A 24439-nucleotide genomic window follows, 5' to 3' on the forward strand; every position below is an offset into this window, starting at 1 on the left:
ATTACCTGTCTCTCTCACGCATCCGTCACCTGCGGATGTGCACTTGGATGAGAACCTAGGCTTTGGCGGCGTGCAAGGCAACCCCGCCCCCTTTGCGCGCCGATCGGACAAAGAAAACCCCGCCCGGCGGGGGCCGGACGGGGTAAGGGAGGGAAGGAAATTTATTGGAGGTCGGGACTACCCTTAACGGCAGCCGTCATTCCCCTTGTCGATGGCGCGGCCCGCGATGGCGCCGACAGCGCCGCCGATGATCGTGCCGACGGTGCGGTCACCGCGACCGGCGATTTCATGGCCGGCGAGGCCACCGGCGATTGCGCCGATGATCGTGCCGCCGGTGCCGTTGTCGCACTGGCGATAATTGCGGTTGTTGTACCGCTGGTTGTAATAGCGGCGGTCCTGACGGTAGTCGCGGCGATCGGCGCGGCGATCGTAACGACGGTCATAGCGGCGGTCGTCGCGGTCGTAGCCGCTGTAATAGCTCGAATAGCCGTCACGGTCATAATAACCGTTCTGTGCTGCGGCGGGAGCCGCCATCCCCAGCGTCGCGGTGGACATCAGGGCGGCGATCGAGAGGGTCACCATCTTTTTCATCGTCGTTCTCCTTCTTTCGTCGTTGGGCCCTTCTGGGCGTTGTCGATGAAGGGGTTATGGGCGATTCGCATTGAGCCGACCCTGAACGCGCCTGTTGGCTGGCGTTCAGCTTCGCCGCCCGTAATGCTTCCCTTTCGCGCGCCGCCCCCCTAACCCGCGCCGATGCGCCGCCTGTTTTTTGCCGCCCTGATCTTTGTTGCGCTCGGCCCGGTGCCGGGAACGGTGCAGCGCTTTCCCGTCGACAACCTCACCCAGCGCGCCAGCGCGCGGTCGCTGGCGTCGGAGCCGGAGAAAAGCGGCAGCATTCGCTTCCGGCGCGGCTGGCATCTCGTCAGCCCGCACAGCTATTTCGGCGGATTTTCGGGGCTCGCGCGAACCGGCCCCGGCACGTTTCGGTTGATCGGCGACAATGGCTATACGACGCGGCTGGTCATCGATGCGCGCGGCCGCGTCACTGCCGTTGATATCCGCCCGCTGCCGACCCCCGACGGTCGCCGTGCGAGCAAGGCGATGGCGGATACCGAGGCGCTGTTCATCGATCCAGTGAACGGCAAGGCGTGGATCGCGCTCGAAGGGATCAACCAGATCTGGCGGCTCAACGCCGACCTGACCGCCATCGAATCGCGCCGCCGGTTGCCCGAACCGCGCTGGCCCGCGAATCGCGGCGCAGAGGCGTTGGCGCGCCTCGGCGATGGGCGGACGGTGATTTTCTCCGAAAATGCCGACGACGACCCGCGCGGCACCGAGGCGCTATTGTACACGGGCGATCCTGCGGTGCCTGGGCCACCACCGATTCGCTTCTTTTACGATTCGCGCGGCAAGGGGCTGGTCAGCGATGCCGTTGCCCTGCCCGACGGTCGTATCCTGCTTGTCCATCGTCGGCTTGGCTTCAACCCCGTGTTCACGACGATCGTGGCCGTGCTTGATCCGGCCGCGATCGCCAAGGATGCCGTGCTGCGTTCACAGACGATCGGAATCGTGCCGCGCCGCCTGGCCGAAAATTACGAGGGCGCCGAGGTGATGGTCGAAGGCGGCCGCACCTGGCTCTGGCTCGTCTCGGACAATAATTTCAACCGCTGGCAGCGCAGCCTGCTGCTGCAATTCGAGCTGGTCGACCTGCCGCCCACCCCGACGCCGGACAGCAAAAAGGCGGCTCGGTAAACCCGGCCGCCCTCATGCGTCAGCGATGGAAATGCGCTTATGCGGCCTTTTCGGCCAGCTTCTTCGCGACTTCCTTCTTCACCTTGCGGGCGCCCGCCGAAAGCTGGTCGTCGCCGGCCTTCAGCAGCCAGTTGTCGAGACCGCCATTATGCTCGACGGTGCGCAGGCCGTGGGTCGACACGCGCAGCTTGACGCCCTTGCCCAGCGCATCCGACAGCAACGTCACATTCTGCAAATTGGGCAGAAAGGTGCGCTTGGTCTTGTTGTTGGCGTGGCTGACATTGTTGCCAACCATACGACCCTTGCCGGTCAGTTCGCAGATGCGCGACATGCTGTTTGTCCTCGTACAAAATTTCGGTTCGGCGTCCGGATGCGTCCCGCAAAATCGGGGGCGGCAGGACCGGAGTGAGCCGGGAAAGGCGCGCGCTTATCGGCTTGCCGCAGATTCGTCAAGGGACTAGCGGGAAAAGCGATGCCACAATTTCCGCTCCCCGAACCGATGCGCGCCGCGCTGAATCTCGCGAAAAGCGCCGCCGCGGCGGGCGAAGTGCCGGTCGGGGCGGTCGTCGTCAAGGACGGGATGATCGTCGGCGAAGGCCATAATGCGCCGCGCACCGCGCATGATCCCACCGCGCACGCCGAAATCGTCGCGATTCGCGCCGCGGCGCGGGCGCTCGGCAATGAACGGCTCGACGGCTGCGATCTGTACGTGACGCTCGAACCCTGCGCGATGTGCGCCGGCGCGATCGCCCACGCCCGCATCGCGCGGCTTTATTACGGCGCCGACGACCCGAAAGGCGGCGCGGTGGTCCACGGGCCGCGGGTCTTCGCCCAGCCCACGGTGCATCACCGGCCCGAGGTGTATGACGGCATCGGGGCAGGGGAGGCGGCGACGCTGCTCCGGGACTTTTTTGCGGCGCGGCGGTAAAGGCGGAGGTCTGTTTTGCGGTGAGGGGCGGACATACCTAAACCGTCGCCCCCGCGAAGGCGGGGGCCGCCGTCGGCCTTTTCCCGCGTCGCTGTGCAAACCAACAGCGGCCCCCGCCTTCGCGGGGGCGACGTCCTACTTCAGTCGTTACCTACCGCAGTTACCTCCCCAAAACCTCCTCCACCCACGCCGGCACCAGCACCCCCGCCGGGCCGTGCCGGGCTTCGGCGAACCAGTAGCTCCCCTGGCTCGGTTCCATATTGAGTTCCAGCGTCCGCGCGCCCGACTGGCGCGCCTCGCGCACAAATCCCGCCGCCGGATAGACCGCCCCCGAGGTGCCGATCGACACGAACAGGTCGGCTTGGGTAAGCGCATGGTATATCTCGTCCATCCGGTACGGCATCTCGCCGAACCACACGATGTCGGGGCGCAGCGTGCCTCCTGCGCCGCACGCCGGACAGGCGGGCCGGTCGAGCAGCGGCCCGGTCCACGGCATCCGCGCGTCGCACGCGGTGCACCAGGCGTTCAGATGGTCGCCATGCATATGGATCAGCCGCTTCGCCCCGGCGCGCTCGTGCAAATCGTCGACATTCTGCGTGACGATCAGCAGTTCGCCGGGCCATTCGGCGTCGAGGCGCGCGAGCGCTTCATGCGCGGGGTTCGGCACCTTGGTCTGGATCGCCTCGCGACGCATGTCGTAAAAGCGCAGCACCAGATCGGGATCACGCGCAAAAGCTTCGGGCGTCGCGACATCCTCGACGCGGTGCTGTTCCCACAATCCGCCCGCATCGCGAAACGTGTCGATGCCGCTTTCGGCCGATACGCCGGCGCCGGTCAGGATGACGATGTTTCGAATTTCTTCCATGTCCAACCCTATCCGTTCGCCTCGAGCCCTTCGACTGCCTTAGCAGGCGCTCAGGATAAACTTCCACCACCGGTGGAAGTCGAGAGGCGTTTAGCGCCGGGCCAACGTGTCTCGACTTCGCTCGACACGAGCGGCTAAAGGAAGGCCGCGTATCAGGGGACGGCATATGACCAGCATCGGTATTATCGGCAGCGAAGGGCGGATGGGCGTCGCGCTCGCCGCGGCGATTTCCGAAGCGGGGCAGCGGCGCTGCGGCATCGACAAGGGCGGTGATGTGGTGAAGCTCGCGGGCGACGCCGACGTCCTCGTCGACTTTTCGTCCCCCGCGGCGCTCGAAGCGACGCTCGATGCCTGCGTCGCGGCCAAAAAGCCGATCGTCATCGGCACCACCGGGCTCGAGGAACGCCATCATTATCTGATCGACGATGCCGCCGCCGATATCGCGGTGCTCCAGACCGGCAATACGTCGCTCGGCGTCACCCTGCTTGCGCATCTGGTGCGCGAGGCGGCGGCGCGGCTCGATCCCGAATATGACATCGAGATTGTCGAGATGCACCACCGGATGAAACTCGACGCGCCCAGCGGCACCGCGCTCCTGCTCGGACAAGCCGCCGCTGCCGGGCGCGGCATCGACCTCGCCACCTGTTCCGAACGCGGCCGCGACGGGCTGACCGGCGCGCGCGGGCATGGCAAGATCGGCTTTGCGTCGTTGCGCGGCGGCACCGTTGCGGGCGATCACGACGTAATCTTCGCCGGGCCGGAAGAGATGCTCACCCTGTCGCACCGCGCCGAAAACCGCATGATCTTTGCACGCGGCGCCGTACGCGCGGCGCTGTGGCTGACCGGGCAAAAGCCGGGGCGCTACACGATGCCGCAGGTGCTGGGGCTCTAACGTTCGACACGCGCCGAGCGTGGCGGACCGACCCGGCCCGCCACACGCGACGACCTCATTCGGCTATTTGAACTTCAGTTCGCGCAGCAAAAAGCTGCCCAATACGGTGCGGAATTTCGCTCGGTCGCCCGATTCGGCGATCATTTGCGTGTCGGTGCGCTTCATGAAATCGCGATAGGCCTGATCGCGTTTTTCATCCTCAGCCGCGTCGGGAAAGCTCGGGAAGGTGACCGACAGATACAGGTCGGGTTCGCCCGGGCGCGAATTGACATTATTGAACACCGCGTAACTGACGATCCAGCCTTTCGATTTGGCGAATTCCTGCGCCTTGCGCCATTCGTTCGCCAGATAGGTCGCATATTGCATGCCGCCGCCATCGGCGACGTCGATCATCGCCACTTCGCTATAATTGCCCGGGGCCAGCGGATAATTTTGCGCAGACGCGGGCGCGGCGACGGCGCACGACATCGCGACGGCCAAAGCGGCCGTTTTCAACAAATTGGACATGGTCTGGTCCTCCAATGCCGGAACGAGAACCCCCCTGGCTCTCTTGTCCGGTCCCCGGTGTCGACGCCCCGCCAACGCCTGTCGCAGCGCGACTCGGCATCGGGAGCGCGGAGGCTGCGCTTCTCCTTGACCCGAGTCAAATTTCCCGACTTGGAGTTGCCCCTCTGGCCGCGCTAGGGCAGGCGCGGCGCCGCATCGTTCGGGCGCGCTTTGGGGTTCACCGGATGAAACGCGCCGACATCTTCGAATTCTACCGTCGGCTTGCCGAACTGAACCCCAGTCCGGAAACCGAGCTCGAATTTGGCAACATCTACCAGCTGCTCGTCGCGGTTGTGTTGTCGGCGCAGGCGACCGACGTCGGGGTGAACAAGGCGACGCGGCGCTTGTTTCAGGACGTGACGACGCCGCAGGCGATGATCGACCTCGGCGAGGAGGGGCTGAAACAGCATATCAAGACGATCGGGCTGTTCAACGGCAAGGCGAAGAATGTCATCGCGCTCTCCGAAATCTTGGTCCGCGACCATGGCGGCGAAGTCCCCGCCGACCGCGACATCTTGACCAGCCTGCCGGGGGTCGGACGCAAGACCGCCAATGTCGTGATGAACTGCGCGTTCGGCGCCGAAACCTTTGCCGTCGACACCCATATCTTCCGCGTCGGCAACCGCACGGGGCTCGCGCCCGGCAAGACGGTGCTGGCGGTGGAAAAGGCGCTGGAAAAAACCACCCCAGCGCCGTTTCGCGTCGGCGCCCACCACTGGCTGATCCTCCACGGTCGCTACATCTGCAAGGCACGGACGCCCGAATGCTGGCGTTGTCCGGTCGCTGACCTGTGCCGGTTCAAGCCGAAGACGGCGGCGCCGAAGGGGTGGCAGAGGGGCTGAGCTGTCCCTGTTTCGCGGATGTCCACTTTGGGGTGGGGAGCGGACAGCTCATTCCGCGTTCGCGGGGGCGACGTCTTGATTCGGTCGTATCTTGCCGTACGGCATCCGGTCGCGGTGCGGCACTGGCGATTGCCACTTGCCGTCTGCCCATGACCCGCCATAACCCGTTGCCATGCGCAACTTTACCGCCCCGCTCGCCCTCGCCGCCGCCCTGCTCGCCGCCGCGCCCGTCCACGCCAAACCCGCCGATGCCGACGCCGCGAAGCAGATCCTGAAGGACAGCATCGCGATCCCGACGGTCGAGGGGCGCGGCAAGGTGCCCGAACTGGCGGCCTATTATGCCGGGGTGCTGAAGGCCGCGGGCTATGCCGACAGCGACATCGAAATCACCCCGATGGGCGAAACCGCAACCCTCTCCGCGACGCTGACCGGCACGACGAAGAAGAAGCCGATCCTGCTGCTCGGCCATATGGATGTTGTTGAAGCTGACCCAAAGGACTGGACGCGCGATCCGTTCGTGCCGGTCGAGGAAAATGGCTATATTTTCGGTCGCGGGTCGGAGGACAACAAGTTCGACATCGCGATGATGGTTGCGACGATGGCGCAGCTGAAAAAGGACGGCTTCAAGCCGCAACGCTCGATCATCCTGTTGCTGACGGGGGACGAAGAAACCCAGATGCTGACGACCCGCGCGCTCGCCGCCAAATATAAGGACGCCGAATTTGCCTTGAACGGCGACGGCGGTGGCGGGACGCTCGGCGAGGATGGCAAGCCGCAATATTACGGGCTTCAGGCGGGCGAAAAAACCTACGCCGACTTCACGCTCGAAGTCACCAACCCCGGCGGTCACAGCTCGCGCCCGTCGCCGGTCAATGCGATCGTCCAGCTCGCAGCGGCGCTCGAAAAGGTTGGCGCCTATAAATTCGCCGCGCAGCAGAACGAGCTGACCAAGATCGGCCTGCCGATCATCGCCGACCAGGTCGGCGGCAATATGGGTACCGCGCTGAAAGCCTTCGCCGCCAATCCGGAGGATGCGGACGCGATCACCAAGATCCGCGCCGACCCCGAATATGTCGGCCAGATCGGCACCACCTGCGTGCCGACGCTGGTCAAGGGCGGCCACGCCGAAAACGCGCTGCCGCAGCGCGCGACCGCGAACATCAACTGCCGCATCTTCCCCGGTGTGCCGGTCGAAAGCGTACGCGCCGAACTCGAACGCGTGATCGCCGATCCGGCGGTCAAGGTGAACACCGATCCCGACGCCAGCGCCAGCGACGCCTCGCCGCTGCGCCCCGACGTCATGGCGGCGGTCAAGAAAGCGGTCCACGCCCGCGCGCCCGGCCTGCCGATCATCCCGTCGATGAGCGCAGGCGCGACCGACAGCTATCATTTCCGGATGCAGGGCGTGCCGAGCTATGGCGTCGCCGGACTGTTCTCGAAAGCCAGCGACAGCTTCGCGCACGGCCTCAACGAACGCGTCCCCGTCGACGCGATCGCTCCCGCGCTGGCGCATTGGGACAGTTTGCTCCGCGATTTGTCGCAGTAGGCGTGCTAATCAGGTCGTCGCCCCCGCGCAGGCGGGGGCCGCCATCGGCGTTTCACGGCGGTGTGGATTAATGTGGTCAGCGGCCCCCGCCTGCGCGGGGACGACGTTTATGCCAACGCCGCCACCGCCCGCTCGATCATCGCCACCGCCGCCTCGGCGCCGAAACTCTCCGCATCGAGCGACAGCTCGAGCCACAGCCCGTCGACCATCGCGGTCAGTGTGATCGCCAGCCGCTCGGCATCGCGCGCGCCGCATGCGGTCAGCAGCTCGCCCAGCCGCGCGCGGTACCCGGCGTAGCTTTCCGCGTGAATTTCCGCCATCCGCGCATCGCTGCGCGCCAGCGCCCAGAAGGCTGTCCACGCCCCGAGCAGTTCGGGATCGGTCACCGGCGGGCGAAAGCTGGCGGTGAGGTACGCGGTCAGCCGTGCGTGCGGATCGGCACCGGCGCCCGCGACCGCCGCCGCGAAAATCGCGTCCATCCGGTCGCTCGTCGCCTGATAGGTCGCCGCGACCAGATCGTCGATGCCATCGAAATAATGGCGCAGCAGCCCCGGCGACACCCCCGCTTTCGCGCAGATCGCTCGCACATTGGTTCCCGCCAGCCCATGCTCCGCCAACACCGCCGCGGTCGCCTCGATCAGGTCAGCCCGGCGGGCATCGGCGCTTTCGCGCGTAAAGGCTTGGCGAGCGGGTTGCATCTTGTTATACGTTTGTACAATAAGGATCGATTCATGGCAACGCTGCGCGACACTTTGGACAACATCGACGACCTCAACGGCTGGTCGCTCCCGGCCTGGACCTACAGCGACCCCGATTTCTACGCCGCCGAAATGGAGCGAATCTTCCGCCCCAGCTGGCAGGTCGTGTGCCACGATAGCGACATTCCGAACCCCGGCGACTGGCACAGCATCGATTATTGCGGCGAAAGCGTGATCGTCGTGCGCGGCGCCGACCGCATCGTCCGCGCCTTCACCAACGTCTGCCGCCACCGCGGCTCGCGCTTGGTCGACGGCAGCGCGGGCTGCGCAAAAAAGCTCGTCTGCCCCTATCACGCTTGGACCTACGACCTCGACGGACGCCTGACCGGGGTGCCCGACAGCGCGAGCTATCCGACGCTCGACAAGGCAAAGGCATCGCTAGTCCCGGTCGGCCTCGAGCAATGGCGCGGCTTCTGGTTCGTGCGCCTGACCGACGATGGCGGACCCTCGGTCGCCGCGATGATGGCGCCGTATGAGGAACAGGTCGCACCCTACCGCTTCGAGGAACTCGGCGCGCTCGGTCGCGTCACCCTCCGTCCGCGCGATGTGAACTGGAAAAATGTCGGCGACAATTATTCCGACGGCCTCCACATCCCAGTCGCGCACCCCGGCCTGACCCGGCTGTTTGGCAAAAGCTATGGGGTCGAGGCGACGGATCATGTTGATCGGATGTGGGGCGATTTGATCGACCGGCCATCGGTCAACTGGTCCGAACGCATGTACCAGCGGCTGTTGCCGCCGGTCCCGCATCTGCCGCAAGCGAACCAGCGCCACTGGCTCTATTTCAAGCTGTGGCCCAACGTCGCCTTCGACATCTACCCCGACCAGGTCGATTTCATGCAATGGCTGCCGACCGGCCCGACCAGCTGCCTGATCCGCGAAATCAGCTACGTCCTCCCCGATGATCGCCGCGAGATGCGCGCCGCGCGCTACCTCAACTGGCGCATCAACCGCCAGGTCAATGCCGAGGACACGTTGCTCATCACCCGCGTGCAGCAGGGGATGGCGTCGCAAAGTTTCAACATGGGCCCGCTCAGCGACAAGGAAGTGTGCCTCAAGCATTTCTGCGCCCGGATGCGCGACCTGATTCCTGAATCCCGCCTCGAACAAGCCCCGCGTGCGGGATGGAGCAAAGCATGACCAAGCATTACGACGCCCTCATCATCGGCGCCGGCCACAACGGCCTTGTCTGTGCCTTCTATCTCGCGCGGGCAGGGCTTAAGGTGCGGATTGTCGAGGCGCGCGACGTCGTCGGCGGCGCCGCGGTGACCGAGGAGTTCGCCCCGGGCTTCCGCAATTCGGTCGCCAGCTACACGGTCAGCCTGCTCCAGCCCAAGGTGATCGCCGACATGAAGCTCGCTGATCATGGCTATCGCGTCATCGAGCGGCCGATCAGCAATTTCCTGCCGCAGGAGGATGGCGGTTATCTGAAACTCGGCGGCGGGCTGGAGCGCACGCAAAAGGAATTCGCGCGTTTCTCGGCGCACGACGCGGCGCGGCTGCCCGAATATTATGACATGCTGGAGGGGGTTGCCGATGTCCTCCGCGACCTCGCGCTCAAATCGCCTCCCAATGTCGGCGACGGCTTCAAGACCCTGATCGATGCAGCGCGGCAGGGGCGCGGGCTGACCAAGCTCAACCTGTCGCAGCAGCGCGACGTGCTCGAACTGTTCACCAAATCGGCGCGTACCTTCCTCGACAGCTGGTTCGAAAGCGAAGCGGTTAAGGCAGCCTTCGGTTTCGACGCGGTGGTCGGCAACTATGCCAGCCCCGATACGCCGGGCAGCGCTTATGTCCTGCTCCACCACGTCTTCGGCGAAGTGAACGGCAAGAAGGGCGCGTGGGGACACAGCGTCGGCGGGATGGGCGCGATCACCCAGATGATGGCAAAGGTCTGCACCCAGCTGGGCGTCGAGATCAGCCTCGAAAGCCCCGTATCGCGGGTGCTTGTCGACGGCGGCAAGGCGGTCGGCGTGAAATTGGCGGGCGGCGAGGAAATCGCCGCGGCACGCGTCATCGCCAATGTGGGCCCGAAACTCCTCTACGAACGCCTGTTCGACGAAGCCGACATCGCCCCCGAATTCCGCCGCCGGATCAAGGCGTTCAAGGCGGGCAGCGGGACGTTCCGGATGAATGTCGCGCTCAGCGAGCTACCCAGATTCACCTGTCTCCCCGAACCGGGCGAGCATCATCAGTCGGGGATCATCATCGCCCCGACGCTCGACTATATGGACAAGGCGTTCCTCGACGCGAAGGAACATGGCTGGTCCAAGAAACCGATCGTCGAAATGCTCATTCCTTCGACCGTCGATGACAGCCTTGCCCCTCCCGGCCAGCATGTCGCCAGCCTGTTCTGCCAGCAATTTGCGCCCGAGCTGCCCGATGGTCGCGATTGGGACGCCGAAGAGGGTGCCGCCGCCGACTGCATCATCGATACCGTCGAAGCGCACGCCCCCGGATTCCGCGCCTCGATCGTCGGCCGCCAGATCCTCAGCCCCAAGGGGCTCGAACGCAAGTTCGGCCTCGTCGGCGGCGACATCATGCACGGCAATATGAGCCTCGACCAGCTATGGTCGGCGCGCCCGGTGCTCGGCAACGGCGCCTATCGCGGGCCGGTGAAGAACCTCTACATGTGTGGCGCGGGCACCCACCCCGGCGGCGGCGTTACCGGCGCGCCGGGGCACAATGCGGCGCAGGTGATCCTACGCGATCGCGGCTGGTTCGCGCCCCGCTGGGCCTGATCGTCGCATCGCGAGATAGATCGGCAGCCCGGCGGCAGTCAGCCCGATGCTCCACAGGCTCGCGTCCAATCCGGCGCCGTAAAAGGCCCAGCAGCTATAAAGGAAGCCCAGGAGGGTGAGCGTCACAAAGGTCGGTGACGCCTTGATCGCGCCTTCATGCTCGAGCTTCAGCGCGGCGAGCGCGCCGACGATGTAAAAGATGATCGCGGTCGAGGTGGTCACCAGCACCATGAATTTGAACAGTTCGGCCAGACCGCGCGAATAATTGGCATAGACGACAATGCTCGCGAGTGTGCTCGACACGATCTGCGTTACCCAAGGCACCGCGAAACGATTGTCCTTGGCAAAGGCGGCGGGCAGCAGTCCGCGATGCGCGAGGTCGCGCGGGATTTCGCCTTGCAGCAGCACGAAGCCATTGAGCGCTCCGAGCGCTGCAACCGCGGCGAACAGCGCGACGGCTTGCCCCGCCGACGGGCTGACGAGCGCACTGAAAAAGGTCGCATAGGCGGCGTTCGACCCCTCGAGCGTCGCGAGCGGCAACAGCAAGGTCACCGTCGTACATGACAGCAGATAAAGCAGCCCCGTCGCCGCCGCAGCGATCAGCGTTGCGCGCGGCACCGTTCGTTCGGGGTCGCGGACGCGGTCGCCGACGATGCAGGCGCTCTCGAACCCGAGCAGCGCGAACAGCGTCAGCGTTGCGGCGGTACCGATATTGCCGATATTGACGGGCTTGGTGCCGACCATCGTCGCGGTCGGCGCGTCGCCGGTGCCGAGCAGCCACAGCGCGACGATAACTGCGCCGACCACCGGAATCAGTTTGAGCCCGAGGGTCAGCAACTGTGCTCCGCCGGCGCGGCGCACCCCCATCAAATTGATCAGCGTGAAAATCCAGATGAACGCGATTGCGATCACCGCCGTCCCCGCTCCGGCGTTGCCCAGGGATGGCATCAGGATCGACAAGTTGCTGATCGCTGCCACGGCGAGCGTCGCGACGACGGTCCAGCAACTGATCCAATAACTCCATGCGACGATGAAGCCGGTGCCGGGACCAAAGGCGGCGGCGGCGTAGGTGTAAGTCGCGCAGCCCCGCGGCAGCCTTTTTGCGAGCCGCGCGAACGCGACCGCCAAGCAGAGCGTCCCCGCAATCGACACCCCCCAGCCGATGACCGCGTTCCAGCCGAGCGGCGCCAGATCGCGGGGCAGGAGGAACACCCCCGCTCCGATCATATTGCCCATGCCGAGCGCGACGCACATCAAAAGGCCGAGCTTTTGGCTCGGCCTTTCGTCGTTGGTCACGCTGGCGGTCACCCGGTCAGAAATCCTTGCTGACCTTGATCCCGATCAGGCGCGGACGCACGATATTGTCGTAAAAGACGCCGCCGGTGCTGCTGACCCCGCCGGGGTCGCCGCAGATCGACTCGCCGCACTGGACCGCGCTGTTGATCACGCCATTGCTGTTGAACAAGTTGGTCGCGAACAGCTCGGCATCCCAGCCTTCGCCCTTGACGCCAAAGCTGATGTCGGCGGTGGTATAGGCCTTGAAATTGCCGACGATGTCGTTTTCGAACGGACGCAGGTCGGACCGGCGTTTGCCGATATGGTTGACCGCGAACTGGAAATGCCCGTCCATGCCGCCGATCGGGAATTCGTACCGCGCGATGGCATTACCCTTGAATTTGGCGGTAACGGGCAGGCGCGAACCGGCCGGGGCGAGCAGCGCGTTGGTCTGACCCGGCGGGTTGATCGTGCAATCGAACGTCGCATTGGCGATGCGGCAAAAATCGCGGCGGATCGTCGCGTCGTTGTAACTGGCGCCGAGGTTCAGCGTAAAGCCGCCGGCACGATAGTTGAGGTCGGCTTCGATACCGCGGATCCGGGCGATGCCGGCGTTGCGGATTTCGGTGAGGCCGTTGGCGCCCAGGAACGACAGCTGGATGTTGTTCCAATCCTCCTGATACACGGCGCCGTTGAAACGGACCGGGCCGAACGACGTTTTCCAACCGAATTCATAATTGTCGAGCGTGTCAGGCCCGTAGGGATCGAGCGTCCCGCGGCGATTGATCCCGCCCGGGCGGAAACCGCGCGACCAGGTGCCGTACAGCATCACGTCGTCGTTGACCTTGTAGTTCAGGCTCAGCTTGTGGATGAAGTCGGTGTCGCTCGTGCTCTTGTCGAGGTTGGTGCAGGGCGAACCCGTGATGATCGTCGGGGCAAAGCACGCCGCTTCGCCCGTGCGGCTGCTGTACCCTGCCGAATAGCCGAAAAAGCCGACGAGGCTGTTATCGAACTTATAGACGCGGCCGCCGCCGGTCAGCGTCAACTGGTCGGTGATGTCGAAGCTGATCTCGCCGAACGCGGCATAGTCGCGGTCGATGCGCAGCTGTTTGGTCAGCCAGATATTGCTGTCGGTGCCGGTGACGGTGATCGCGTCGCCAATGTTGTCGATGATGTAATTCTGCTCGATATTGTGCGACTGGCGCTGCCAGAACAAGCCGCCGATAAAGCGGATGCGCGCATCGGCGGGCGAGGCGACGCGGATTTCGGCGAAGCTGCGCCTATAGCGGTCGATGCCCTGAATATATTGGTTCGGGTTGACCGGATCGCCGTTATTGTCGGTGAAATAGGCGCCATAACCATAGAGCGCGTCATAGAAATAGGCGTAGTCCGAATAGTCGCTTTCGGTCTCGGTCTTGCGGCGCATATGCCCGCCGGTGACGGTGAGGTCCCAGCTGCCGATCTTGCCCTCGATCGTCATCGCGGCCTGGATCCATTTGTCGTCGCCGCGCTCGGGGTTATATTGCACCGTCTGCAGCTTGCCGGTGACCGCGCTCGACCGTTCCTGCGCAAAGCTGCCGTTCGCCTTCTGGATCTGGCCCATCAGGTTCGGGCGGATCGTCCAGTCGTCGTCGAGTTCGATGCCCAGCGCCAGACGCGCGCCATAGGTATCGACGTCGTTATAGTCTTTTTCCACCAGATTGGCGTTCGACTGGGTGATACCGCTCGTCGCATAGGTGCGGCTGCCCGCGATATTGTCGATATAGCCCGCGTCATGGCGGTACCAGCCGACAAGGCGCAGCGCCGCCTTTTCGCTGAGCGCGGCGTTGACGAAGCCTTCGGCGACCCCGCCGATACCGCCCTTGGACACCGTGTTGAGCTCAAGGCCCATCGAGCCATAGGTGCCGCTGGTATCGGGCTGGTTGGTGATCAGGCGGATCGTGCCCGCCATCGAACTGGCGCCATAGAGCGTGCCCTGTGGCCCGGCGAGCGCCTCGACACGCGCCAGGTCATAGGCGTGGATGTCGAGCGCGCCCTGGATCGTGGTGATCGGCATTTCGTCGAGATAGGTGCCGACCGTCGGCAGCGAGGCCGAGTGGTTGGCGTTCTCGCCCGAGGCGACGCCGCGGAAATAGACCTGCGCAAAACCCGGACCCGCGGTTTGGATGGTCACCGACGGCAGGAATTTGACGACATCCTGGAATTCCTTGACCTGCAGCTCGTCGAGCCGCTCGGTGCCGATCGCGGTGATCGCCAGCGGCACATCCTGCAGATTCTGCTCGCGTTTCGACGCGGTGACGACAATGTCGCGATCGTCGTCTATTGCCGCTTCCTGCGCCAGCGCCGCGCCCGACGTGCACAGGATGGTCCCGGTGAGCAGCAGCGCGCTGCTCCGTACCAGACCGGCTGAGAACTTGACCATGAGACCCCCCTCAAATGACAGCTGTATGACGCGAACATGACGCAGCGCAGCAAGAGCGCAAGCCTTGTTCGCTGACCCGGTACGTCGTTGGTCGAAAATGTCGCCTGCTGTTGCCAAAAGGCAACGAATTTGCTCGCGCGCTCAGTCGAAGCCGAGCGGCGGTGCGGGGTAGGCGCCGAGGACCGGCCCGAGGGCGGCCTTTAGCGGGGCGAGCCAGCCGTCATAGGGGCGCCACTGATCGACCCCGTCGCGATTGATCGGGCGGCGAACCTGCTCGCTCGATGCGGTGCGGACCGCGCGCGCATTGGCGTGGAACGCCATGCAGGCGTCTTCGAACGGCAGGCCGAGATAGCCCAGCATCGCGCGGACTTCGGCCTCCGGGTCGTCGAGCAACGCTTCGTGGATCACCCGGTGGACACAGCCCGGCTGAACGGCGTCGATATGCGCCATCAGCCGGACATAATCGCGGTAATAGGCGCCCATGTCGGCGAGGCCGTAACTGAACGCCTGTCCCTTGGCATAATGCTGGCGGAAATTGGACCAGCAACAGTCGAGCGGGTGCCGCCGCGCATCGATGATCTTTGCACGCGGCAGGATCAGGCGGATCAGCGGGACATAGCGCCAGTTGTTCGGCAATTTGTCGATATAGAAGGGCTTGCCGGTCTTGCGCTGCACCGCGGTGCGGCGAAGGAAGGCCGCGCCCATTTCGGCCAGCCGCTCGGGCGGCGCGTCGGCGAGCGCGGCAACCCAATGCCGCCCTTCGCCCTGCGTCTCGCGCCCCAGCCCCAGCGCCAGTGCGGGAATGTCGGGCAGCTCCATCGTGCCCTCGATCGCCGAATGGCTGGCCAATATCTGCTCGATCAGCGTCGATCCGGCGCGCGGCATGCCAAGGATGAAGATCGGGTCGGGCGCGGGATCGCCCATATCGGCGCGGGCGGCGAAAAAATCGGCGGTGCAGGTCGCGATCGCGGCATCGACGATCGCGCTGGTGTCGGCGGCGTCATAGCCCAGCTGGGCGGCGCGGATCGCATTGCCCGCGGCATAGTGGCGAAAAGCGGGGTCCGCCTCGCCCGCGTCGTCATAGGCTTTGCCGAGCGCGAAGTGCAGGTGCAGCCGGTCGTCGTCGCGCCCGGCGTCGCGCGTATCGATCGCGGCGAGCGCCACCTCCATCGCGGTCCGATCATCGGCGCCGAAGCGGATCGTCTTGAGATTGGCGAGGCTCCACCAGAGCTCGCCCAGCCCCGGATCGATCGCCAGTGCGTGGCGATAGGCGGCGATGCTGTCGTCCTGCCGCCCGACGGTCTTGAGCATATGGCCATAGCTCATCCACAGCTTGGCATGATCCGGAAAGCGCCGGGTCAGTTGTTCGTAAAGTGCGATCGCTTCGTCATAGCCGCCGATCCGGCCCAGCGCCGCGGCCTTCAGATTGACGTGTGCCGGATTGTCGGGATCCTCGCCCAGCACCGCATCGAGCGTCTCGGCGGCCTCGGCATAACGGTTCTGCTTGTAATAGACGGTGGCGAGATTGGCGCGGGCGGCGCCGAAACCGGGAGCCAGCTCCAGCGCCCGGTTGAGCAATTTTTCGGCATCGCCATAGCGCCCGATCCGCCCCGCGACCTCGGCCAGCATCCGGATTGCGGCGACATCGGTCGCATCCTCGCGCAGCCGCTGGCGGAGCGCCGCCTCGGCATCGGGCAGGCGGTTGTCGGCAAGCGCCAGCGCCGCATCGACCATCGCTTCATCGTGGATTGTGGCGCCGACCGCCGCAAGCGACGCGGCTTGGGCTTCGCTGACGCGGTTCAGCGCGCGCAGTGCCTGGGCGGCCAGCCGGTGCGCGGCCGCGGATGTCGGCACCGCCTCGATGATCGCCTGCGCCTGCGCCAGCGCGCTTGCGGGTTCGGCGACCAGCAGACGGCGCGCATTGGCGATCGCGGCATCATGGGTGACCGTCGCCATGCCCGTCGTCGTCAGCTCTGGGCCGCGCGGGCCTTGGCGACCGCCTGTTTCAATGCGTCGTAACCGATCTGCCCCTGAAACAGCTGGTCGCCGACGATCCACGTCGGGGTGGCGTTCAGTTGCAGCTGGGTGGCGATCGCGAGGTTGCTGTCGATCTCGCGCTGGAACAAAGCCTCGTTCGCGGTCGCGTCGGCGGTGCCGTCGGTAACGACCCCGACCTTGGCGGCGGCGGCGGCAATCGCGGACTTGTCGAGCGAGCTCGCCGCAAACATCGCGTGGTGGAACGCGTCATATTTGCCCTGGCGCGCCGCGGCGAGCGCCATGATCGCGGCATCGCGGCTCTGCGGCGCGATGATCGGCAGTTCGCGGAACACGACTTTCAGCCTTTTGTCTTCGCGGATCAGCCGGTCGACGTCGGGCACGCTCGCACGGCAGAAACCGCAGGCATAATCGGTGAACACGACCAGCGTCACATCGCCGTCGGCATTGCCCGCCCACGCCCCGGCATAGGGTTTTTCCAGCGCCGGACGGACGGCGTCGATCGCCTTGGCGATTTCGCTGTTGCGCTGTGCTTCCAATGCCTCGGGAATGATCTGCGGGTTCGCCTTGATGTAATCGGCGACTACGCCCTCGACCTCGCTCTTGCTCATCCCGCCGCCGAAGCGGCCGCCGAGCCAGAATGTGGCGGCAAGCAGTAACAGCCCGCCAAGCGCGATGCCCCAGATCCGTGTCGATCCGCCGTCCATCCCCATCCCCCCGATTTGTGGCAAGCGCGGCGCGGCCATCGGCCTGGTCGCCGTCGGCTTCCTTGCTGGCGGCGCGACCATTGGCGATCGATCGTCGCCTTCGGCCATCGCCGTCGCCACCGATACGGGCGCGCGTGCCGCTTCGCCCGCGAACAGCGGCAGGTCGGGTGCCGACTGGTCTTTGGCGCGCGCCGCGGCTTCCTCGCGGGCGAGCAATTGCTCCAGGCCCGAGGGCGGCGGCGTCAGCTCTTCGCGCGGGCTCGGGCGCAGCTTTGTCGCGGCTTCGCCGATGCTGCCCCGGATGCTTTCGCTTCCCGCCTTGGCGATCTGGCCGACGCCGGCCTTCGTCCGGTCCGCGACCTCGCCGAGCCCGCGGCCCGCGTCGCTCGACAGCTTCCGGGCCTTGTCGCCGAGCGCCAACTTGTCCCACGCTGCGCCGCTGGCCCGCGCGGTGGCGCGGCCCGCCTGCGCCGACCCGCGCCCGATCGCGCGCGCCGCCCTGGCCGTCAGCGCGCCGGTCCTGGCGGTGAGGTCGCGCGTGCGCCGGGGAATCTCCATCGCTTCGACGCGCGCCGGAATGTCGGCGCGGTCGCCGACGCGGATCGTCCAGTCGGCAAAGGCGTCGGCACCGTCGCGCAGCGCCTGCCAGACACCTGCGGCACCGGCCTTGACCTGGGCCGAGGTAACGACGGGTTTGCGCGGGGCGGGTGCGTCGGCGGCGTAGCGCGAAAGGTCGATGCCGACCGGCGGGATGTCGCGCGGCTTCGCCAGCCCGTCGTCTGTGCCGACCGGCGGCCGCGGCGCGGCCGTCGGGGTCGGCTCCGCATCGCGCAGCCACGGCTGGTAATATTCGTCTTTATTGTCAGTCACTTGTTGCCCTTATGCATCGATTTTGGCGATGCGTCCCCGCAAATTGCTGGCGAATCTAGCGTCGTTTGCGCTCTTGTTCCACCTCGGCGCGCGCAACCAGCGCAATATCCTGTGCACGGATCCAGTCGGGCGTATTCTGCGCCAAACCCTGCATCGCCATTTCGGCATTACGCAGCGCCAGCGACGCCTGTCCACCCTGCAACGTATAGCGTTCCGCCGAGGCGAGCGCGGCGCGCGCCTGATCGCCCTTGTTCGCGTAAACAATCCCCAGCTGATACCAGGCAAAGGGGTTCTGGTTGTCGAGCGCGACCGCAGTTTTCAGCACCTGTTCGGCCTCGGCAAAATTGGCCGGGTCTTCGGTCGCGATCAACGCATGTCCCAGCGTGGCGCTGATCAGCGGCTGCGACCGCGACAGCGTCACTGCCTTGCGCAGCGCCGGAATGGCCTCCTTCGGACGCCCGGATTCGAGCAGCACCTGCCCTTCGAGTTCGAGGAAATAGGGGTCGTTCGGATCGGTCTTGAGCAATGCGTCGACCTCTGACAGCGCCTTTTGCGGATAGGCGCTGCGGTGCCAGGCATAGGCGCGGGCGTAGCGTGCCGGAATGGTCGTATTTGTTTCGGGGAATTTGCGCAGCGTCCGGTCGGGATCGGTCATATAGCCCGACAGCTTGGCCTTGATGCGCTGGAATCGTTTTTCGATCACCGGGTCGGCGGGCTTCGCCCACGCCGGATCGATGACATAGACCTCGCGCAGCGTCTGGATGCGGTCGCCCGACATCGGGTGGGTGCGGCCATAGGCCTGATCGTCGTCCTGCTTGACCGCATAGCGAAATTCCAGGTTCTGCAATTTCTTGAAGAATGCCAGGCTGCCGCGCCCGCTGATCCCTGCCTTGGATAGATATTGCGCGCCGGCAGCGTCAGCGGTCGATTCCTGGACGCGGCTGAACGCCAGGAACTTGCCGAGCGCGGCCTGCTGCCCCGCCATCATCACCCCCATGCCGGCCTCGCCCGCGCCCGCCGCGATCGCCGCGGCGCCGAGCAGCAGGCTGAGCAGCGAAATCCCGGTTGCCGCCTTCGCGCCTTCGTTGACGCGAATCGCATGGCCGCCGATGACATGGCCGAGCTCGTGCGCGAGCACGCCCTGCACCTCTTCGGCGGTGTCGGCGGCCTCGATCAGACCCGCAAAGACATAGACATCCTGGCTGCCCGCAACGAAGGCATTGATGCTGCGATCGCCGAGCAGGTGGACGCGCACCTGCCCCGGTTGCAGCCCTGCCGCGACGAGCAGCGGGTCCATCATGTCCTGAAACAGCGCCTCGGTTTCGGCGTCGCGCAGGATCGACTGCGCCATCGCCGGGCGCATCGCGACCGCCAGCATGGCGAGCAGGGTCAGGAGGATGCGGAAAAGCGGGCGCGATCGATGCGCCCGCAGCGCGGTTCGCGGCGGGGGGACTGTCATCGCCGACTGTCTTGCGTTGTACGCCTGAACCGCAACTGAAGCCATGCGATGACTATTGGGGGGCAGCGCGCGAGATGCAAGCTGCATGGCGTTTAATCGTCATCCCTGCCGGTACCGGGATGACGATCTCACGAGATGCGTTGGCGCAATCAGTTGCCGAAGGTGCGCTGCCACCAGCCGCGGCGCGGTTCGCCGTCGGGGCCGACACCATTGTCTTCGGCATCGGCCGCGACCGGTTCAGCCTCGCGCGTTGCCGCGGCCTCGGGCGCCGCTTCGGCGGCGACCGCCTTTTTCGCGCGGCTGGCGCGCTTCTTCGGCGCGGGCTTGGCGGGTTCGGCTTCGGTTTCGGTTTCGGCGACAGGCTCCGGTTCAACCGCTTCGGGCGCCGCTTCGGCAGCCTCGGCGGCCTCCGCGGCTGCGGCGGCCTTGGTCTTGCGCGGTGCGCGCTTGCGCTTCGGCTTTTCCTCGGCTGCCGGCGCTTCCTCGGCGACCGGTTCGGTTACCTCGGCTTCGACCGGCGCAGCGGGTTCGTCCGCAACTGCCGCTTCGTCGGTGGCATCGACCGCGTCGGCCTTTTTGCGTCCGCGTCCGCCCCGGCGGCGGCGCGGCTTGGCGTCGGCCGTGTCGGCGTCGGTTTCGGCGGTCGCCTCTGCGGGTGCCGCGTCGCTCTCGCTCTCGGCTTCACCATTGTCCTCGCCCTCGGCGTCGCCATCACGGGCTTCGCCGTCGTCGCTGCCGTCGGCAATTTCATTGCCTTCCTCGTCGCGGCGACCGCGGCGGCCACGGCGACGCCGACGGCGACGCTTGCGGCCTTCACCGTCGCCTTCGCCTTCCTTGCGATCGCGCGAGCGCGCGGGGCGTTCGTCCGCGGCCTCGTCCTCGGCTTCGTCATCCTCGTCCTCGGGGATGTCGTCGTCGTCATCCTCGATCGGCGCGATCGGGGCAAAGCTGCGGCGGGCGACCGGCGGCGGGCCGCTGACCTCGACCGCCATCCGCGCGCCCTCGGTCTCGCCGTCGGGCAGGATTTCGACGGTGACGCCGTAAAGTTCTTCGATGTCGCGCAGTTCGCGGCGCTTTTCGTTGAGCAGGTAGAAGGTCGCTTCCTGGCTGGCGCGCAGGGTGATGCGGCTGCCCTTGCCGCGCGCGGCCTCCTCTTCGATCAGGCGCAGCGCGCTGAGGCCCGCCGACGAGGCGGTGCGAACGAGGCCGGTGCCTTCGCAATGCGGGCAGGGGCGCGTCGATGCTTCGAGCACGCCGGTGCGCAGTCGCTGGCGGCTCATTTCCATCAGGCCGAAACCCGAAATACGCCCGACCTGGATGCGCGCGCGATCGTTTTTCAGCGCGTCCTTCATCGCGCGCTCGACCTTGCGGACGTTCGAGCCATGATCCATGTCGATGAAGTCGATCACGACGAGCCCGGCCATGTCGCGCAGGCGCAGCTGGCGTGCGATTTCATGCGCGGCTTCGAGGTTGGTGTTGAGCGCGGTCTGCTCGATATTATGCTCGCGCGTCGACCGGCCCGAGTTGATGTCGATCGACACCAGCGCCTCGGTCGGGTTGATCACCAGGTAACCGCCGGATTTCAGCTGCACGACGGGATTGAGCATCCCCGCGAGCTGATCCTCGACGCCGTAACGCTGATAGAGCGACACCGGATCGGCATATTGTTTCACGCGCCGGGCGTGGCTCGGCATCAGCAGCTTCATGAACTGCTTGGCGGCCTTATAGCCCTCGTCGCCTTCGACGAGCACTTCCTCGATGTCCTTGTGATAGATGTCGCGGATCGCGCGCTTGACGAGGTCGCTGTCCGAATGGACCAGCGCGGGCGCGCTCGATGCCAGCGTCTTTTCGCGAATTTCGTCCCACAGGCGGGCGAGATAATCAAAGTCGCGCTTGATCTCGACCTTGGTGCGGCTCATCCCGGCGGTGCGGACGATGCAGCCCATCGTCGGCGGCAGGTTGAGCTCGTCGATCATCGCCTTCAGCTTGCGGCGATCGGCGCCGTTCGAAATCTTGCGGCTGATCCCGCCGCCGTGCATCGTGTTCGGCATCAGCACGCAATAGCGGCCGGCGAGCGACAAATAGGTGGTGAGCGCGGCGCCCTTGTTGCCGCGTTCTTCCTTGACGACCTGCACCAGCATCACCTGACGGCGACGGATGACGTCCTGGATCTTGTAGCGGCGGCGCAGCGACATCCGGCTTTCGCCTTCCTCGTCGTCGTTGCGGCGGCCACGCCCGCGGCCGCGACCGCCCTTGCGCCCGTCGCGCCCACGGCGCTTGCGGTCGCCGCGGCCATCCTTGCCCTCGGTGTCGTCTGCGGCATCGCCGCCTTCGTCGCCCTCTTCGCCGTCGCCATTTTCCGCGCCGTCGTCGCTATCGTCATCGGCCCCTTCGCCGATGGTTTCCGGCGCGGGGGCGTCGCCATTTTCGTCGTCATGATATTCGACGTCGGCAACATCGCCTTCCAGCTCATCGAGGTCGTCCTCGGCGCGCTGCGCGGCGGCGGCGGCATGTTCGGCCTCTTCGCGCAGCAGCGCGTCGCGGTCTTCCTTCGGAATCTGGTAATAATCGGGGTGGATTTCGCTGAAGGCAAGGAAGCCGTGGCGATTGCCGCCATATTCGACGAACGCCGCCTGCAGCGACGGTTCGACACGGGTTACCTTGGCCAGATAGATATTGCCCTTGAGCTGCTTGTGCTCGGCGGACTCGAAATCAAACTCCTCGATGCGGTTTCCCTTGGTGACGGCGACCCGGGTTTCTTCCCGGTGCCGCGCGTCGATCAACATGCGCGTGGTCATTAGTTACACTCCAAGCGCGCCTCGGCGCGCCATCAAAAATTCCCGCGGCCCTCCTCGAGGGACGGTCGCGGCGGAAAAGGGTGGAAAGACAAAAGACGTTATTGCTGCGCGTGGCCTGCGTCCGATCGTGGACGCGCATGCAGTCGTTCCATCCGGCGACGACCGGGGCGCAAAGGCCCGCGTCGGGATAGAAAGAGGGCATGGCAAGCCTCATGCGGCATCAACCTGTTTACGGTGTTGAGCGGGCGGGCAGGGCGTGCGTGTGGCGATCGCCCCGACTGTCCGGTCAACCGGGTGGACTGACGGCAGGTCGCCGATCCCCGCATATCCGGCGCCAAGGCGGCCATGTTCCGCAGTTTTTGCGGAGCAGGCCTTCCCCTCAAAAGGCCGGACGGCACCGGGAACGACACCGTCAGTGGCGCTGTGCTAGCATCGGCACGGGCCGACGGCAACAGCGGCCGGGCAGAAAGATGGGACGCCGGCGCGCGCGTGCAAGTCCCGCGGAGGCCCAACATATGCTGAATTGCTGGTTAACCCTGCCGGTTGACGGGGGTTTGACCCCCAATGGCTAATGCCGGGTTCACGACATTCCATGGCTGGGGGCCACATGTTTTCGAATAAGCACTGGACCAGCGCGCGCGGGCGGCGGCATAAAAGCGTCATGAGCCTGCTGTTCGTCCTGATCGCGATGATGATGAACCCGGCAGCGGCGCTGGCGGGGTCGGTCGGTGCGGTCGAAATCGGCGATTCGGACGTGACGCTGCGCTTCGATGATCTGGTGGCGGGTGCCTCGACCTTTCTGCTGGCCGGTCCCGACCGCATCGCGCTCGACATCGCGGGCGCGCAGCCAGGTCGTTCGACGCAAGGCGCGGGGCTGGTCCGCGCGGTGCGACAGGGCCAGAAGGACGCCGGGACCGCCCGCATCGTGCTCGACCTTGCGCGTCCCGCGGTGGTGACGGGCGCGCGCTTCGCTGCCGACGGCCGCAGCCTGACCTTTCACCTCCGCCCGGTGTCCGCCGACGAATTCGCACGCGTATCGCGCGGCCCACGCACCGAATTGCAACCGCCGGCCGGATTTCGGGCCAAGCCGCCCGAAAAGCGCTACAGCGTCAGCGTCCCGATCGGCAAACCCAAGCCCAGCGTGGCGTTGCCGCGGATCGAGGGACCGAATAACAGCCGCCTGCCGCTGGTGGTGATCGACGCCGGTCATGGCGGGCATGATCCCGGCGCGATCAGCCCGCACAGCGGCAAGCGCGAAAAGGACATCACGCTGGCGCTGGCGCGCGCGATCCGTGACGATCTGCTCGCGTCGGGCCGCGTTCGCGTGGCGCTGACGCGCGGCGACGACCGGTATCTGGTGCTCGAGGAACGCTTTGGTATTGCGCGGCGGCTGAAAGCCGATCTGTTCATCTCGATCCACGCCGATGCCGCCGAAAATCAGGCCGCCAATGGCGCGTCGATCTACACCTTGTCCGAAGTCGCCTCCGACCGCGAGGCCGCGCGGCTAGCGGCGCGCGAGAACAAGGCGAATGTCATCAACGGCGTCGATCTTGGCGCGCACAGCGGCGACGTATCGTCGATCCTGATCGACCTGACCCAGCGCGAGACGATGAATGTCGCCTCCGATTTCGCCCGCCTGCTTCAGCGCGAAGCGGGCGAAGCGATCAAATTTCGCACCAACGCGCACCGCTTCGCCTCGTTCGTGGTGCTGAAAGCGCCCGACACGCCGTCGGTGCTGTTCGAAACCGGCTTCATCTCGAACAAGGAGGACGCCGAGTTTCTGGCGTCGGCGGCGGGACAGAAGAAGGTCGCGCGCGGGGTGCGCGATGCGGTCCAGATCCATTTCGCGCGGCAGATCGCGGCGCGCTGAGGGCCGGACGTTGCGTTTGGGTCGGCGCGCGGACGTTCGCATCGTGAACTAATTTTCCCTCCCGCCTGCGGGAGGGGCAGCGAGACTTACGAACTTGTTCGTTAGTCGCAGCGGGGTGGGCTTTCTCACCGTCGCTGCCCACCCCCGACCCCTCCCGCCTGCGGGAGGGGAGA

At 65.8% G+C, this 24439-nt stretch carries 19 protein-coding genes; 8 read left to right on the forward strand and 11 right to left on the reverse strand.

Annotation, left to right across the window (positions count from 1 at the left end):
* Positions 1-183: 183 nt before the first annotated feature.
* On the reverse strand, positions 184-591 hold the full coding sequence (locus SPYCW_RS18405) for a glycine zipper 2TM domain-containing protein (RefSeq protein WP_120217967.1): 408 nt from the start codon (positions 589-591) through the stop codon (positions 184-186).
* Positions 592-753: 162 nt separating this feature from the next.
* Here SPYCW_RS18405 and SPYCW_RS18410 point away from each other — a divergent pair, with 162 nt between their 5' ends.
* A complete protein-coding gene (locus SPYCW_RS18410) occupies positions 754-1752 on the forward strand; it encodes an esterase-like activity of phytase family protein (RefSeq protein ID WP_120217968.1) in 999 nt (332 codons plus the stop codon).
* Between the two features lie 37 nt (positions 1753-1789).
* Here the strand turns inward: SPYCW_RS18410 and rpmB are convergent, their stop codons facing one another.
* Positions 1790-2083 carry a 50S ribosomal protein L28 gene (gene rpmB / locus SPYCW_RS18415; RefSeq protein ID WP_120217969.1) on the reverse strand — a complete coding sequence of 98 codons (294 nt, stop codon included), beginning with the start codon at positions 2081-2083 and terminating at the stop codon, positions 1790-1792.
* Positions 2084-2224: 141 nt separating this feature from the next.
* On the opposite strand from rpmB, the gene tadA reads away from it, so the two are divergent.
* Positions 2225-2680 (forward strand): tRNA adenosine(34) deaminase TadA, encoded by a 456-nt coding sequence (gene tadA, locus SPYCW_RS18420; protein ID WP_120217970.1) that lies wholly within the window; start codon positions 2225-2227, stop codon positions 2678-2680.
* Positions 2681-2840: 160 nt separating this feature from the next.
* Here tadA and SPYCW_RS18425 read toward each other — a convergent pair whose 3' ends face one another.
* Positions 2841-3545 carry an NAD-dependent deacylase gene (locus tag SPYCW_RS18425; protein ID WP_120217971.1) on the reverse strand — a complete coding sequence of 235 codons (705 nt, stop codon included), beginning with the start codon at positions 3543-3545 and terminating at the stop codon, positions 2841-2843.
* Between the two features lie 166 nt (positions 3546-3711).
* Here SPYCW_RS18425 and dapB point away from each other — a divergent pair, with 166 nt between their 5' ends.
* Positions 3712-4437: a 4-hydroxy-tetrahydrodipicolinate reductase gene (gene dapB, locus SPYCW_RS18430; protein ID WP_120217972.1), complete on the forward strand. Its 726-nt coding sequence runs from the start codon at positions 3712-3714 to the stop codon at positions 4435-4437.
* 63 nt (positions 4438-4500) lie between these two features.
* Here dapB and SPYCW_RS18435 read toward each other — a convergent pair whose 3' ends face one another.
* Positions 4501-4944, reverse strand: coding sequence for a hypothetical protein (locus SPYCW_RS18435; protein WP_120217973.1), 444 nt, complete (start codon positions 4942-4944; stop codon positions 4501-4503).
* Between the two features lie 224 nt (positions 4945-5168).
* On the opposite strand from SPYCW_RS18435, the gene nth reads away from it, so the two are divergent.
* Together nth and SPYCW_RS18445 are read left to right on the forward strand one after the other, a co-directional pair.
* Positions 5169-5825 carry an endonuclease III gene (nth, locus tag SPYCW_RS18440; RefSeq protein ID WP_120217974.1) on the forward strand — a complete coding sequence of 219 codons (657 nt, stop codon included), beginning with the start codon at positions 5169-5171 and terminating at the stop codon, positions 5823-5825.
* 172 nt (positions 5826-5997) lie between these two features.
* A complete protein-coding gene (locus SPYCW_RS18445) occupies positions 5998-7371 on the forward strand; it encodes a M20/M25/M40 family metallo-hydrolase (protein ID WP_120217975.1) in 1374 nt (457 codons plus the stop codon).
* Positions 7372-7478: 107 nt separating this feature from the next.
* Here SPYCW_RS18445 and SPYCW_RS18450 read toward each other — a convergent pair whose 3' ends face one another.
* The gene (locus tag SPYCW_RS18450; RefSeq protein ID WP_120217976.1) at positions 7479-8069 is read right to left on the reverse strand and encodes a TetR/AcrR family transcriptional regulator; all 591 of its coding nucleotides are present in this window, start codon (positions 8067-8069) and stop codon (positions 7479-7481) included.
* Between the two features lie 33 nt (positions 8070-8102).
* Here SPYCW_RS18450 and SPYCW_RS18455 point away from each other — a divergent pair, with 33 nt between their 5' ends.
* A complete protein-coding gene (locus tag SPYCW_RS18455) occupies positions 8103-9269 on the forward strand; it encodes an aromatic ring-hydroxylating oxygenase subunit alpha (RefSeq protein WP_120217977.1) in 1167 nt (388 codons plus the stop codon).
* Positions 9266-10870 (forward strand): phytoene desaturase family protein, encoded by a 1605-nt coding sequence (locus SPYCW_RS18460; protein WP_120218400.1) that lies wholly within the window; start codon positions 9266-9268, stop codon positions 10868-10870. Before SPYCW_RS18455 ends, SPYCW_RS18460 begins: the two co-directional genes overlap by 4 nt.
* On the opposite strand, the gene SPYCW_RS18465 is transcribed toward SPYCW_RS18460, so the two are convergent.
* The 6 genes from SPYCW_RS18465 to SPYCW_RS18490 form a co-directional block, all read right to left on the reverse strand.
* A complete protein-coding gene (locus tag SPYCW_RS18465; RefSeq protein WP_120217978.1) occupies positions 10832-12178 on the reverse strand; it encodes an APC family permease in 1347 nt (448 codons plus the stop codon). The genes SPYCW_RS18460 and SPYCW_RS18465 overlap by 39 nt on opposite strands.
* 4 nt (positions 12179-12182) lie before the next feature.
* Positions 12183-14567, reverse strand: a complete 2385-nt coding sequence (locus tag SPYCW_RS18470; RefSeq protein ID WP_120217979.1) for a TonB-dependent receptor — start codon at positions 14565-14567, stop codon at positions 12183-12185.
* Between the two features lie 141 nt (positions 14568-14708).
* Complete coding sequence (locus SPYCW_RS18475) at positions 14709-16523, reverse strand: tetratricopeptide repeat-containing sulfotransferase family protein (protein WP_120217980.1); 1815 nt, start codon at positions 16521-16523, stop codon at positions 14709-14711.
* A gap of 11 nt (positions 16524-16534) precedes the next feature.
* The gene (locus SPYCW_RS18480) at positions 16535-18139 is read right to left on the reverse strand and encodes a DsbA family protein (RefSeq protein ID WP_120217981.1); all 1605 of its coding nucleotides are present in this window, start codon (positions 18137-18139) and stop codon (positions 16535-16537) included.
* 55 nt (positions 18140-18194) lie between these two features.
* Positions 18195-19598 carry a M48 family metalloprotease gene (locus SPYCW_RS18485; RefSeq protein ID WP_120217982.1) on the reverse strand — a complete coding sequence of 468 codons (1404 nt, stop codon included), beginning with the start codon at positions 19596-19598 and terminating at the stop codon, positions 18195-18197.
* Positions 19599-19747: 149 nt separating this feature from the next.
* Positions 19748-22396, reverse strand: a complete 2649-nt coding sequence (locus SPYCW_RS18490) for an Rne/Rng family ribonuclease (protein WP_172595553.1) — start codon at positions 22394-22396, stop codon at positions 19748-19750.
* A 607-nt stretch (positions 22397-23003) separates the two neighbouring features.
* On the opposite strand from SPYCW_RS18490, the gene SPYCW_RS18495 reads away from it, so the two are divergent.
* Positions 23004-24266, forward strand: a complete 1263-nt coding sequence (locus tag SPYCW_RS18495) for an N-acetylmuramoyl-L-alanine amidase (protein WP_120217983.1) — start codon at positions 23004-23006, stop codon at positions 24264-24266.
* The last annotated feature ends 173 nt before the right edge of the window (positions 24267-24439 follow it).

The organism is Sphingopyxis sp. EG6, assembly GCF_003609815.1.
In the GTDB taxonomy this organism is placed as follows: Bacteria; Pseudomonadota; Alphaproteobacteria; order Sphingomonadales; family Sphingomonadaceae; genus Sphingopyxis.